10 protein-coding genes are annotated in these 13,587 nt (G+C 70.1%); 8 read left to right on the forward strand and 2 right to left on the reverse strand.

What is annotated here, in order from left to right:
* Positions 1 to 111 precede the first annotated feature (111 nt).
* The 5 genes from AAIL17_RS06215 to gltS all read left to right on the forward strand — a co-directional run bounded on the left by AAIL17_RS06215 (position 112) and on the right by gltS (position 7,808).
* Positions 112 to 2,589, forward strand: a complete 2,478-nt coding sequence (locus AAIL17_RS06215; RefSeq protein ID WP_424681958.1) for a TonB-dependent receptor plug domain-containing protein — start codon at positions 112 to 114, stop codon at positions 2,587 to 2,589.
* A 109-nt stretch (positions 2,590 to 2,698) separates the two neighbouring features.
* A complete protein-coding gene (ggt, locus tag AAIL17_RS06220; RefSeq protein WP_424681959.1) occupies positions 2,699 to 4,444 on the forward strand; it encodes a gamma-glutamyltransferase in 1,746 nt (581 codons plus the stop codon).
* A 124-nt stretch (positions 4,445 to 4,568) separates the two neighbouring features.
* Positions 4,569 to 5,612, forward strand: a complete 1,044-nt coding sequence (dgcN, locus tag AAIL17_RS06225; RefSeq protein ID WP_424681960.1) for an N-acetyltransferase DgcN — start codon at positions 4,569 to 4,571, stop codon at positions 5,610 to 5,612.
* A complete protein-coding gene (gene dgcA, locus AAIL17_RS06230) occupies positions 5,597 to 6,580 on the forward strand; it encodes an N-acetyl-D-Glu racemase DgcA (RefSeq protein WP_424681961.1) in 984 nt (327 codons plus the stop codon). Before dgcN ends, dgcA begins: the two co-directional genes overlap by 16 nt.
* A gap of 22 nt (positions 6,581 to 6,602) precedes the next feature.
* Positions 6,603 to 7,808, forward strand: a complete 1,206-nt coding sequence (gene gltS, locus AAIL17_RS06235) for a sodium/glutamate symporter (RefSeq protein WP_424681962.1) — start codon at positions 6,603 to 6,605, stop codon at positions 7,806 to 7,808.
* Between the two features lie 18 nt (positions 7,809 to 7,826).
* Here gltS and AAIL17_RS06240 read toward each other — a convergent pair whose 3' ends face one another.
* Positions 7,827 to 9,806 (reverse strand): UvrD-helicase domain-containing protein, encoded by a 1,980-nt coding sequence (locus AAIL17_RS06240; RefSeq protein ID WP_424681963.1) that lies wholly within the window; start codon positions 9,804 to 9,806, stop codon positions 7,827 to 7,829.
* Positions 9,807 to 9,911: 105 nt separating this feature from the next.
* On the opposite strand from AAIL17_RS06240, the gene AAIL17_RS06245 reads away from it, so the two are divergent.
* The 3 genes from AAIL17_RS06245 (at position 9,912) to AAIL17_RS06255 (ending at position 12,725) form a co-directional block, all read left to right on the forward strand.
* On the forward strand, positions 9,912 to 11,210 hold the full coding sequence (locus AAIL17_RS06245) for an NAD(P)/FAD-dependent oxidoreductase (protein ID WP_424681964.1): 1,299 nt from the start codon (positions 9,912 to 9,914) through the stop codon (positions 11,208 to 11,210).
* Positions 11,211 to 11,258: 48 nt separating this feature from the next.
* Complete coding sequence (locus AAIL17_RS06250; protein ID WP_424681965.1) at positions 11,259 to 11,891, forward strand: thymidine kinase; 633 nt, start codon at positions 11,259 to 11,261, stop codon at positions 11,889 to 11,891.
* Between the two features lie 69 nt (positions 11,892 to 11,960).
* Positions 11,961 to 12,725, forward strand: a complete 765-nt coding sequence (locus AAIL17_RS06255; RefSeq protein WP_424681966.1) for a hypothetical protein — start codon at positions 11,961 to 11,963, stop codon at positions 12,723 to 12,725.
* A 25-nt stretch (positions 12,726 to 12,750) separates the two neighbouring features.
* Here the strand turns inward: AAIL17_RS06255 and mutM are convergent, their stop codons facing one another.
* The gene (gene mutM, locus AAIL17_RS06260; protein WP_424681967.1) at positions 12,751 to 13,578 is read right to left on the reverse strand and encodes a bifunctional DNA-formamidopyrimidine glycosylase/DNA-(apurinic or apyrimidinic site) lyase; all 828 of its coding nucleotides are present in this window, start codon (positions 13,576 to 13,578) and stop codon (positions 12,751 to 12,753) included.
* Between the last annotated feature and the right edge of the window lie 9 nt (positions 13,579 to 13,587).

Below are 13,587 nucleotides of genomic sequence, written 5' to 3' on the forward strand. Positions count from 1 at the left end.
CGCGGCCGTGCCTATCCTCGGGTCCGGGGCACGCACCCGTCCATCGCTGCAAGGCACGTGACCATTCCGGCCGGCGGCGTCTTCTGGGGTCAACTGTTCGGGGGAACGTTCATGAGCAAGCGTCTCGGCCGGATCGCACCTGCATTGCTGGCTACCGCGGTACTCCTCGCACTCTCCACCGCCGCTTCGGCGCAGGACGCCCAGCCGTCCGCCACGTCCGACGCCGGCACGCAGGCGAAGCCGAAGGCGAAGAATCTGCAGACCGTGGTGGTGACCGGCACCCGCGCCGGCAACCGCACGGAAAGCTCCTCGCTGACGCCGATCGACGTGATTTCCGCCGACGTGCTCAAGCAGACCGGCACGATCGACCTGCCGCAGGCGCTGGCGCGCTCGGTACCTTCGCTCAACTTCCCGTTCGCGCCCGCCTCGGACACCTTCGCGTTCCAGCGTCCGTTCCAGTTGCGCGGTCTGTCGCCGGACCAGGTGCTGGTGCTGGTCAACGGCAAGCGCTGGCACTCCGGCGCGTTGCTGCTCAGCCTCGGCCAGATCGGCCAGGGCTCGCAGGGCATCGACCTCAACACGATCCCGATGTCGGCCATCGACCACGTCGAGGTGCTGCGCGATGGCGCCTCGGCGCAGTACGGCTCCGACGCGCTGGCCGGCGTGATCAACATCATCCTGAAGAAGGACGCCGAGCACGGCCAGGTGCAACTGAGCGGCGGCGAGTACACCGCCGGCGACGGTCGCCAGTGGCAGGGCTCGAGCAGCTTCGGCTTCCCACTCGGCGGCGACAGGGGCTGGATGCGGCTGGCGGTGGAAAAGAGCAACCAGAGCCCGACCAACCGCGCGGGCGTGGATCGCCGCCCCGGCTTCACCGAGCTGGGAAGGAAGTTCCAGTACGGCGTGGTGTCGTTCAAGAACCAGAACGTGCTGCTCAACACCGAGTACAACCTCACGCCGAGCGTGCAGTTCTACGCCTTCGGCCACTACGGGCGCCGCGTCGGCGAGCCGCGCGGCTTCTTCCGCTACGGCACCAATACGCCGAGCCCGAACAACGACCTGATCGGGCTGGTCTACCCGGACGGCTTCCTGCCCAAGGAGCACGGCGTCTCGATCGACCGCTCGCTGGTGGCCGGCCTGCGCGGCGAGGCCGGCGGCTGGCACTGGGACATCAGCGGCAACTACGGTGGCAACCGCGTCTTCTACAGCACGCTCAACACCACCAACTACGCGATGCTGAACGATTTCGGCAGCAGCCCGACCGGCTTCCACGACGGCACGCTGACCGCCACGCAGCAGACCTTCGACGTCGACATCTCCAAGGAGATGGCGGTCGGCTGGCTGCCCAACCCGGTGACCGTCTCCTTCGGCACGCAATGGCTGCGCCAGGCCTACAAGGTCGAGGCGGGCGAGCTGGGTTCGTACTACGTGGGCGACTCGGGCGTGCGCGGTGGCGCCCAGGGCTTCGCCGGCTGGGGCCCGCAGGATGCGATGTCGGTGGCGCGGCACGACCTGGCCGAGTACGTGCAGCTGGAGACCAATCTCACCGACAAGCTCGGCGCCTCGCTGGCGGGCCGCCACGAGGACTACTCCGACTTCGGCACCACCACCTCCGGCGCGCTGTCGCTGCGCTACGACTTCACCGACACCTTCGCGCTGCGCGGCAGCGCCTCGACCGGCTTCCGCGCGCCCACCCTGGGCCAGCAGCATTACTCGGAAACCACTTCGGCCTCGTTCGGCGCCGGCAACTCGCTGGGCCTGCCGCCTGGCATCTACCTGCGCGGCCTGGTGCCGGTGGACAACCCGATCGCGCAACTGCTCGGCAGCGAACCGCTCAAGCCGGAGAAGTCGCGCAACTACACCTTCGGCATGGTGTGGAACCCGAACGACGCGTTCAACCTGAGCGTGGACCTGTACCAGATCACGGTGCGCAACCGCATCGCGCTGTCCAGTTCGATCTCCACCTCGACCCCCGCAGTGCGCGACTACCTGGCCGCCAACGGCATCACCAACCTGCAGTACAGCGGCATCGCCTACTTCACCAACGCCGGCGACGTGCGCAGCCAGGGCGTGGACGTGGTCTCCAGCTTCCGCAACGACTTCGCCGGCGGCGCCTCGCTCACCTCCACGCTGGCCGCCACCTACAACAAGAACAAGGTCACCGACATCCGGCCCAACCCGCCGGTGCTCGACGCGCTCGGAGCGATCTTCGTGCGCCTCAACCGCAGCGCCACCAAGGGCCTGCTGGCCGACACCGCGCCGCGCAGCAAGGTGATCCTCACCGAGACCTACAACAACGGCCACTGGACGCTGACCGGCAGCGCCACCCGCTACGGCCGCATCACCAGCTACGGCTCCACCAGCTACCTGGACGACCAGGTGTACCCGCACAAGTGGCTGTTCGACCTGGCGCTGAGCTACGACCGCGACAACTGGACCTTCACCGTCGGCGGCGACAACGTGTTCGACACCTACCCTGCCCGGACGCGCGAGGATAGCGACCAGAACGGCGTGTTCCCGTATTCGTCGAGCTCGCCGTTCGGTTTCCAGGGCGCCTTCGTGTACGGCAAGGTCACCTACCACTGGTAAGCCGGCCGGCGCGGGCACAACCGCCGGTTATGCATCGCGCCGGTCTTTTCATTGGTGGCCCGCCGCTGCCGCTGGCTAAGCTCCCGCCCACTCCCCGGAGGACGAAAGCATGATCGATCCACGCGCTCTGCGGCTCCCTGCGCCGCCCACTTCCCGCAACGGCATCCCGCGGTGGTGCGGCGCGCTGCTCGCGGTGGCGCTGCTGGCATCGGGCTCGCTCGCCAGCGCGCAGGACGCGGTCCGCCAGCGCACCGCCGCGATCGCCAGCGCCAACGCGCTGGCCACCCAGGCCGGCTTCGAGACGCTCGCCCGCGGCGGCAACGCGGTCGACGCGGCGATCGCCGTGGGCACCACATTGTCGGTGGTGCAGCCGGAAGCCTCCGGCATGGGCGGCGGCTTCCTCGCGTTGATCCACGACGCGGCCACCGGCAAGGACACTTTCATCGACGCGCGCGAGATGGCGCCGCAAGCGGTCGACTCGAAGGACTACCTCAAGCCCGACGGCACGCCCAACCGCGACACCTCGCTCAACGGCCCGCTCGCCGCCGGCATCCCCGGCTTCCCCGCGGGCGTGGCCTACATGTCCGGCAAGTACGGCAAGCTGCCGCTGTCGGTGGCGCTGCAGCCGGCGATCCGGATCGCCGAGCAGGGCTTCCATCCCAGCGGCGCGCTGGTTCGCTCGATCGGGCACAAGGCCGAAGTGCTGCGCCGCTGGCCGGCCTCGTCCGCCAAGTTCATGCCGGACGGCAAGCTGCCGACGGCCGACGGCCTGTTCCGCGATCCGAACCAGGCACGCACGCTGCAGGCGCTGGCGGCGAAAGGCGCGGACGGCTTCTACAAGGGCGCGGTGGCGAGGGAGCTGGTGCGCGCGGTGCACGCCGCCGGCGGCACCTGGACGCTGCAGGATCTGGCGAGCTACCGCGCCAGGGAACGCACGCCGATCACGCTGGACTACGCCGGCTACAAGGTGGTGACGGCGCCGCCGCCGTCTTCCGGCGGCGTGGCGGTGGCCGAGATGCTCAACATCCTGGCGCCGGTCGACCTCTCCAGGCTTGACCAGGCACACCGCATCCACTGGCTGGTCGAGGCGATGCGCCGCGCCTTCCGCGACCACAACGAATACCTGGGCGACCCGGACTTCGTGAAGATCCCGATGGACATGCTGCTCTCGCCGTACTACGCCGACGGCCTGCGCCAGAGCATCCTGCCCGAGCAGGCCACCAAGTCCGCCTGGCTGCCGTCGGTGAGCGTGAACCCGCCGGGCATGCACACCACGCACTACTCGATCGTCGACGCCGACGGCAACATGGTTTCGATGACCGCCACGGTCAACACCACGCTGGGCTCCAGCTTCGTCGCCGGCGGCACCGGCATCCTGCTCAACAACGAGATGGACGACTTCGCGCTGGTTCCCGGCAAGCCCAATGCCTTCGGCCTGCTCGGCGGCTCGGCCAACGCGCCGGTCGGCGGCAAGCGGATGCTCTCCTCGATGACGCCGAGCTTCGTCATCGGCAAGGACCGCCTCGCCGTGATCGGCTCGCCCGGCGGCTCGACCATCATCACCCAGGTGTTCGGCGCCATCCTCGCCTTCATCGACGGCAAGAGCGCCAGCGAGATCACCGCGCAGAAGCGCATCCACCACCAGTTCATGCCCGACCGCATCGACATCGAGAAGGGCAGCGACATCCCCGCGGACGTGCTGGCCAAGCTGAAGGCGATGGGCTACGAGCTCAACCAGGACGACAGCTGGGGCAACATGAACGTGGTGGTCTGGGACAAAAAGACCGGCACCAAGACCGCCGCCAGCGACCCGCGCAACCCCAGCGGCCTGGGCAAGGTCGAGACCATCCACTGACCATCCCGCGGGCCGTCACAGACGACCCGCCGACACCGAAACACCCCCGCCGGCGACCCCGTGGCTGCCGGCGCGGCTCCCCGATCCTGCCCGGCGGCGCGGCCGCCATATGGAGTCATCCTGCATGTCCCTCCCTGCCGATGCGGCGGCGTCCGGCCACTGGGGCCCGCCCTACCTGCTGTACCTGGGCAATCCGGCCGACGAACTGGCGATCAAGACGGCCAGGGGCGTGGCCTACTGGCGCCCGGAATGGTGCGTGGGCCAGTACCGCCATCCTGACTGCAAGACCACCCTGGGCCTGCCCGACATGGGCATGGCCGAGGCCAGGGCGCACGGCGCCGACACCATGCTGATCGGCACCGCCAACGCCGGCGGCACGATGGCGGCGGAGATCGTCGCCGACGCGATCGCCGCGCTGGACGCCGGCCTCAACGTGGCGGCCGGACTGCACCAGAAGCTGCGCAGCCATCCGGACATCGTGGCGGCCGCGCGACGCAACGGCCGCGCGCTGTTCGACGCGCGCGACCCGGCGCCGGGCATCCCGGTCGGCAACGGCCGCCCGCGCGCCGGCCGGCGCCTGCTCACCGTCGGCACCGATTGTTCGGTCGGCAAGATGTACACCACGCTCGCGCTGGAGCGCGCGATGCGAAGGCGCGGCTGCGCGGCGGACTTCCGCGCGACCGGCCAGACCGGCATCTTCATCGCCAATGCCGGCGCGCCGGTCGACGCGGTGGTCGCCGACTTCATCTCCGGCGCGGTGGAATGGATCTCGCCCGCCCGCGACGACGGCGGCTGGGACCTCATCGAAGGGCAGGGCTCGCTGTTCCATCCCTCCTATGCGGGCGTCTCGCTCGGCCTGCTGCACGGCGCGCAGCCCGACGCCCTGGTGCTGTGCCACGAACCCACCCGCCGCCACGTGCGCGGCCTGCCCGGCTACCCGATACCGGACCCGAAGGCGTGCCTGGAGGCCAACCTGGCCGCCGCGCGGCTGACCAATCCGGCGGTCAGGGCGGTCGGCGTCGCGCTCAACACCTCCGGCATGCCGGAGGCCGAGGCCGTGGCGCTGTGCCGGCGCATCGGCGACGAACTCGGCCTGCCGTGCGAGGACCCGGTGCGCATGGGCGTGGAATCCATCGTGGACAAGCTGCTCGCATGCTTCGCGAACTGAGCGTCTTCCAACGCAGTTTTCCGCTGGTGGCCCCGTTCCGCATCTCGCGCGGCGTCAAGCACGTGGCCGAGGTGGTGACGGTGGAATTGCGCCAGGGCGACAAAACCGGGCGCGGCGAGGCGGTGCCCTACGCGCGCTACGGCGAATCGGTCGACTCGGTGCTCGAACAGATGCAGGCGCTGCGCGCCGAACTCGCCGCCGGCATGGGCCGCGACGAGCTGCAGTTGCGGCTGCCGCCCGGCGCCGCGCGCAACGCGCTGGACGCGGCGCTGTGGGACCTGGAATCGCAGCTCAGCGCGGTGCCAGTGTGGGCACGGCTGGCGCGCCCGCCGCATGCCACCCTGGTCAGCGCGATCACCCTCGGGATCGACACGCCGCAGCGCATGGGTGAGGCGGCTGCGCGTCTCGGCAGCGGACTGATCAAGATCAAGGTCGACGCGGAGCAGCCGGCGGCGCGCATCGATGCGGTGCGCCAGGCCGCGCCGGACGCGCGCCTGATCGTCGACCCCAACGAGAGCTGGGACATCGCCCTGCTGCGCGACATGCAGCCGGCGCTCGAGCGCGCGCGGGTGGACCTGCTGGAGCAGCCGCTGCCGGCCGGCGCCGACGATGACCTGGTCGGCTTCGCCAGCCGCGTGCCGATCTGCGCCGACGAGGCCTGCCACGTGACGCAGGACCTGCCGCGCCTGCGCGAGCGCTACCAGGCGATCAACATCAAGCTTGACAAGACCGGCGGCCTGACCGAAGCCTGGCGCCTGCTGCGCGCCGCGCGCGCCGACGGGTTCCGGATCATGGTGGGTTGCATGGTGTGTTCGTCGCTGGGCATCACGCCGGCGCTGGAGATCGCGCGGGAGGCCGAGTTCGTCGACCTGGACGGCCCGTTCTGGCTGCAGCACGACTATCCCGGCGGCGTCCGCCTGCGCGACGGCCTGCTGCAGCCGCCGGCGCCGGCCTTCTGGGGCGGATGAGCATGCCTGCGCGCGCGCCCGCATGCTGACGCTCGACGCGGTCCAGACGGTGGCCTGCGGCGGCGTGTTTCTGCTCGCCGGCTACGCGATCCGCCGGCGGGTGCCGCTGCTCGGCCGCTTCAGCATCCCGGCGCCGGTGATCGGCGGTCTGCTGGTGGCGCTGGCGATGCTCGCCTGCCGCCAGTGGGGCGTGCATCCGGTCGCGTTCGACATCGCGCTGCAGCAGCCGCTGATGATCGCCTTCTTCACCAGCATCGGTTTCAACGCCAGCGCGAGCCTGCTCAAGGTGGGCGGGCGCCAGATCGTGCTGTTCCTCGTCCTCGCCACCGTGCTCGCGGTGGTGCAGAACGTGGTCGGCGTGGCCCTGGCCAAAGTGTTCGGGCTGCCGCCGTTGTTCGGCGTGCTCACCGGTTCGGTCACCCTCACCGGCGGTCCGGCTACCGGGTTGGCCTTCGCGCCGCTGTTCACCGAGGCCGGCGTGCACGGCGCGCCGAGCGTGGCGCTGGCCAATGCGATGGCCGGCATCATCTGCGGTTCGGTAATCGGCGCACCGCTGGCCACGCTGCTGATCGAACGCTACCGGTTGCGCGCGCCGCACACGCCGGATACGGCGGCTGATACGCCACCGGCGACGGTCGCAGCGGCGGGCGCCGGCAGCGCCGAGGCGCAGGCCTTCGCCGGGCTGCGCAGCTTCGTGCTCGTGCTGCTGGCGATGGGCCTGGGTGCATGGATCAGCGACGGCATCGGCGCGCTGGGCGTGACCCTGCCCAGCTACATCGGCGCCATGCTGGTGGGCGCGCTGATCCGCAACGTCGACGACCGCAGCGGCTGGTTCGGCCTGTCGGCGCGCACCATCGAGATCGTGGGCAACGCCTCGCTCTCGCTGTTCCTGGTGGTCGCGCTGATGAACCTGCACCTGTGGGACCTGGCCGGGCTGGCGCTGCCGCTGCTGGCCGGGCTGGCCGTGCAGACCGTGCTGGTGGCGGGCTTCTGCGCCTGGCCGCTGCTGCGGCTGATGGGGCGCGACTACGACGCGGCGGTGATGGCCGGTGGTTTCGCCGGCTTCATGCTGGGCACCACGGCCAATGCCGTGGCGGTGATGGGTTCGCTGACCGAGCGCTATGGCCCGGCGCCGCGCGCCTTCCTGGTCGCGCCGATCGTCGGCGCGTTCCTGATCGACTTCACCAACGCCATCGTCATCACCGCCTTCGTCAACGGCTGGCGCTGACGCCGCCGGTCGCCGGCGTCAACCGCCGGCGAGCATCGCCTTGATCTTCGCCATGTGCGACTCGGCCGTCTCGCGCACCACTTCCTTGTCCGCTTCCGGGTCCTTGCCCTGCCAGTGCAGGTCGGCCTGCGGCAGCTCGTGCAGGAAGCGGCTGGGCTGGTTGCTGTGCACCTCGCCGTAGCGCTTGGTGCGCGCCGACCAGGACAACGTGAGCAGTTCCTTGGCGCGGGTGATGCCCACGTACATCAGGCGCCGCTCCTCGTCGATGCGCCCCTCGTCGATGGCGCCCTCGTGCGGCAGCGTGCCTTCCTCGCAGCCGACGATGAAGACGAAGCGGAACTCCAGGCCCTTGGCCGCGTGCAGGGTCATCATACGTACGGCGTTGCCGGGTTCGTCGCGGTCGGCGTGGCTGAGCAGGGCGAGTTGCGCGGCCAGGTCGCCGGCGCTGTTGCCCTTCTGCATGGCGCGGAACCAGTCGCACAGTTCCTGCAGGTTGGCCAGGCGGCGGTCGCGCAAGCTCGCGTCGGGCGTGCTGGCGGCCAGGTGCGCGGCGTAGCCGGTGCGCTTGAGGATGCGCTCGACCAGGTCGGCCGCGCTCTCGTGCAGCGAGACGCTGCGCAGTTCGTCGAGCAGCTCGGCGAAGCCGGCCAGCGCGGCGGCCGGGCGGGGCGTGAGCTGGCGCAGGACGACATCGCTGCGGGTTGCTTCCAGCAGCGAGCAATGCTTCGACTGGGCGAGCTGGCCGAGCTTCTCCAGCGTGGTGGCGCCGACCTCGCGTTTGGGCACGTTGACCACGCGCAGGAACGCCGCGTCGTCGCTGGGGTTGGTCAGCAGGCGCAGGTAGCAGAGCAGGTCCTTCACCTCGGCGCGGTCGAGAAAACTCAAGGCGCCGGTGAGGTGGTAGGGAATGCGCGCCAGCCGCAACGCCTTCTCCAGCGGACGCGCCTGGAAGTTGCCGCGGTAGAGGATGGCGATGTCGTGCCAGCGCGCCTTGTGCTTCTCGGCAAGCGTGGTGGCGATGGCGGCCACTTTCTCGGCCTCGTGCTCGGCCTCCTTGCACTCGAGCACGCGGATCGGCGCGCCTTCGGGGTGCTCGCTCCAGAGCTTCTTCTCGTGCAGGTGCGGGTTGTTGGCGATCAGCTGGTTGGCCGCGCGCAGGATGCGCTTGCCGCAACGGTAGTTCTGCTCCAGCTTGATCACGCGCAGGTTCGGCCAGTCGCGGCCGAGCTGGTCGATGTTCTCCGGATTGGCGCCGCGCCAGGCGTAGATCGACTGGTCGTCGTCGCCCACGCAGGTGATGCGGCCGCGCTCGCCGGCCAGGCTTTTAAGCAGCCGGTACTGCGCGTCGTTGGTGTCCTGGTATTCGTCCACCAACAGGTAGCGCAGGCGATCGCGCCAGGCGTCGCGGCACTCCTCGTCCGACTCCAGGATGCGCAGCGGCAGGCGGATCAGGTCGTCGAAGTCCACCGCGTTGAAGGCGGCCAGGCGCTGCTGGTACATCTGGTAGATCGTCGCCGCCTCGAGCTCGCGCGGCGCGCGCGCGGCGGCCAGCGCCTCCTCCGGCGAGAGGCCGGCGTTCTTGGCGCGGCTCAACAGGTTGCGGATGCCGAACAGCACGTCCGGCTTGACGCCCTTGGGCGCCAGCTCCTTGACGATGCCCTCGCTGTCGTCCGCGTCCAGCACCGAGAAACCACGGCGCAGCCGGGCGCGTGCGTGCTCGACCTGCAGGAACTTAAGACCCAGCGCGTGGAAGGTGCAGACGGTCAGCGCCGCGGCGTCCTCGCTGCTGACCAGCTTGCCCACGCGCTCGCGCATCTCGCGGGCGGCCTTGTTGGTGAAGGTGATCGCGGCGATCTTCGACGCGGCGAGCTTTCGCCGCTGGATCAGATGGGCGATCTTCTGGGTGATCACGCTGGTCTTGCCGGAACCGGCGCCGGCCAGCACCAGCAGCGGGCTGTCGCAGTGTTCGACGGCGGCCAGTTGTTGCGGATTGAGCATGGAGCGGGGGGCGGTTCAGACGGAGGCCGATGGTAGCAGAGCGCCCCCTTTCGCCCTGCGGCGCATCGGCCATAATCGGCCGGTGGCAACGCCGGGGGTGGACGGATGGAGCAGCAGGCGGCAATCGAGCAATGCGACGTGGCGGTGATCGGCGGCGGTCCGGCCGGCAGCACCGCGGCGGCCTTGCTGGCGCGGCGCGGATACAAGGTGATCGCGCTGGAAAAGGAGCGCCATCCGCGTTTCCACATAGGCGAATCGCTGCTGCCGATGAACCTGCCGGTGCTCGAGCGCCTGGGCGTGCTGGACAAGGTGCACGCGATGGGCGTGTTCAAGGCCGGCGCCGATTTCGAGGCGGCCAACGAGCGCGGCTACAACGTCTATTCGTTCGCCCGCGCGCTCGGCGACAGCCCGCCGCACAGCTACCAGGTGTGGCGGCAGGATTTCGACAAGATGCTCTACGAGCACGCGCGCGCATGCGGTGCCGACGCGCGCGAGGGGCAGCAGGTGGTGTCCATTGAGCAGCTCGGGCCGCGGCAGACGCGCCTCGTGGTGATGACCGACGACGGCACGCGCCACGCCATCGAGGCGCGCTACCTGGTCGATGCCAGCGGCCGCGACGCGTTCCTGTCGACCAGGAAGAAGCTCAAGCGCAGGAATCGCCAGCACCAGAGCGCAGCGCTGTTCAGCCGTTTTCGCAACGCCGCACGCCGCCCGGGCGAGGACGCCGGCAACGTCAGCATCTACCGCTTCGAGCACGGCTGGATGTGGATGATCCCGCTGCCCGACGGCAGCATGAGCGTGGGCGCGGTGTGCTGGCCGGAGTACCTGAAGCGCCGTCGCGGCGACACGCGCGAATTCCTGCTCGACACGCTCCGGCAGAATGCGGCGCTGTGGCAGCGGCTGGAGGGCGCCGAGCTGATCGACGAGGTGCGCGCGGCCGGCAACTATTCCTACGACGCCAAGGAGATGGCGGGGCCCGGCTGGATTCTCGTCGGCGATGCATTCGCCTTCCTCGACCCGGTGTTCTCCTCCGGCGTGTTCCTGGCGATGGATGCGGCCGAGCGCGCGGTCGAGGTGATCGACGGCGCGCTGCGCGAGCCCGCGCGCGAGGCGGCGCTGCAGCGTGCGCTGGAGAAGCGCCTGCGCGATGGCATGGCGCGATTCGCCTTCTTCATCCACCGCTTCAACGAACCGGTGATGCGCAGCATGTTCGCCTCGCCACGCAACACCTGGCAGCTGGAGCAGGGCGTGATCTCGATGCTCGCCGGCGACCTCTACGACCCGCCGCCGGTGCTGCGCCGGCTGCGTCTGTTCAAGCTGGTCTACGGCGTGATGGTGCTGCGCAACCTGCGCCAATGGTGGGCCGGCCATCGCTACCGTCTGGCGCAGGCGCGCGCGGACTAGGCGCGCACCCTACAATGCGCCGTTTCCGCTGACCGGCCTCGCCGCCTCATGGCCAAGTTCTACTTCTATTACTCGGCAATGAATGCCGGCAAGACCACCACGCTGCTGCAGAGCGCGTACAACTACCACGAGCGCGGCATGCGCACGCTGATCCTGACGCCGGCGCTGGACAACCGCTACGGCGAGGGCGTGGTCGCCTCGCGCATCGGATTGAAGGCCAACGCGCGCCGCTTTGGCGCCGGCGAGGACCTGCTCGCCCTGGTGGAGCAGGACATCGCCGACCGCGGTGCTCTGCACTGCGTGTTCGTCGACGAGGCGCAGTTCCTTTCCAAGGCGCAGGTCTGGCAACTGTCCGACGTGGTCGACCGGCTCAACATCCCGGTGCTGGCCTATGGCCTGCGCACCGACTTCCGCGGCGAGCTGTTCGAGGGCAGCCGCTACCTGCTGGCCTGGGCGGACAACCTGGAAGAGATCAAGACCATCTGCCACACCGGCCGCAAGGCGACCATGGTGGTGCGCGTGGACGAACAGAGCCGCGCGGTGACCGAAGGCCCGCAGGTTGAGATCGGCGGCAACGACCGCTATGTCTCGGTGAGCCGCGCCGAGTTCAAGCACATCACCGAAGGCCGCGGCCGCATCGAATTGCAGCAGAGCGTGCTGCCGCTCGACGACAAGCGCTGACGTTGTTCCGGCCGGTGCCGGGAAACGGCGCGGCTTGGCGCTTTCCAATCGCATCCCAAGGACGCCTGCATGACCGCCACCCCGGAAGCCTGGCCCCGCCCGTACTGGCAGCCGAGCGACGAAACCATCGTGCTGTACTTCTACGTCTTCGGCCGCTTCGCCGACGACCTGGCGATCCCGGCCGCGCGCTATGCCAGCCGCGGCCTGCCCGAGGGCATCGAACTGCAGCGCTTCGCGCACAACGCGCTGCGCGGCTGGGAGGGTTATCCGCTCAAGGGTGCGCTGGGCGAGCTGCTGAAAGAGGATGCGCCGGAGGCCTTCGACCGGGCGCGCGCCGCGCCCGACGTGCTGGTGGTGCGCGGCGAACTTGCCGATCGCGACAGCCTCGACTACCTGCGCGACACGCTCGGCGTGCTTGCCGGCCTGCTGGACGTGGGCGGCAGCGCGATCCTCGATCCGCAGATCCTGACCCTGTTCGACGCCGATGCGTGGCGCCGGCACTACCTGGTGGCTGGCGGCGCGCCGCCGCGCAACCACGTGCTGATCCTGCGCAACGAGGACGACGAGGAAGGCCGCTCGCACGTGCACACGCGCGGCCTGCGCAAGTTCGGCCGGCCGGACCTGAGCTTCCGCCGCGTGCCGGATGGCCAGGCCGACCGGGCCGGCCAGTTGTGCGAGCGGCTGGTCGAGCTGGCGGCACTGGGCGCGCGCTTCGTCGATGGCCAGCCGCTGGGAGTCGAGGGCGTGCCCGGCGAGCTGGTCGCCCATGTGGGCGGCAGCCTCGATGACCCGCGCTTCAACAACACCCACATCGCGTTCGACTGGCCAGTGTAGGGCGGGCTGAAGCCCACCCTACGGTTCAGCGCTGGCAGCGCGGACACCAGAAGGTCGAGCGCTGGCCGAGCGTGACCTGGCGGATCGGCGCGCCGCACACCCGGCACGGTTCGCCGGCGCGGCCGTAGACGTTGAGCTCGCGGAAGAAGTAGCCCGGCGCGCCGTCCGGGTTGAGGAAGTCGCGCAGCGTGGTGCCGCCGCGCTCGATCGCCCAGGCGAGGATGCGCTTGATCTCCGTGGCGAGCCGCGCATAGCGCTCGCGCGAGACCTTGCCGGCGGCACGGCGCGGGTCGATCCCGGCGGCGAACAGCGCTTCGCTGGCGTAGATGTTGCCCACGCCGACCACCACTGTGTTGTCCATCAGGAACAGCTTCACCGCGGCGCTGCGGCCACGCGAGAGACGCCACAGCAGGTCGCCGTCGAAGGCGTCGGTGAGCGGCTCAGGGCCGAGCGCGGCAAGCAGTTCGTGGGTTTCGCCCGGCGGTTGCCAGAGCAGGCAGCCGAAACGGCGCGGGTCGGTGAAGCGCAACACGCGGGCGGGGCGGTTGGCTTCGGCGGCCAGCGCGATGTCGACGTGGTCGTGCGCGCCCAGCGGTGCATCCGGCGGCAGCACGCGCAGCATGCCGCTCATCCCCAGGTGCATCAGCGCGCTGCCGGCGCGGGTGTGCAGCAGCAGGTACTTGGCGCGGCGCTCGACCGCGTCGATGCGCTGGCCCGGCAGCAGCTCGCCCACTTCGCGCGGGATCGGCCAGCGCAGGTCGGGGCGACGCAGGATCACCGCGTCGACGCGGCGGCCTTCGACGTAAGGAGCGATGCCGCGGCGGGTGGTTTCGACCTCGGGCAGTTCAGGCATGAACGAGCG

This window comes from Frateuria sp. YIM B11624 (assembly GCF_049727805.1).
GTDB lineage: Bacteria > Pseudomonadota > Gammaproteobacteria > Xanthomonadales > Rhodanobacteraceae > Frateuria_A.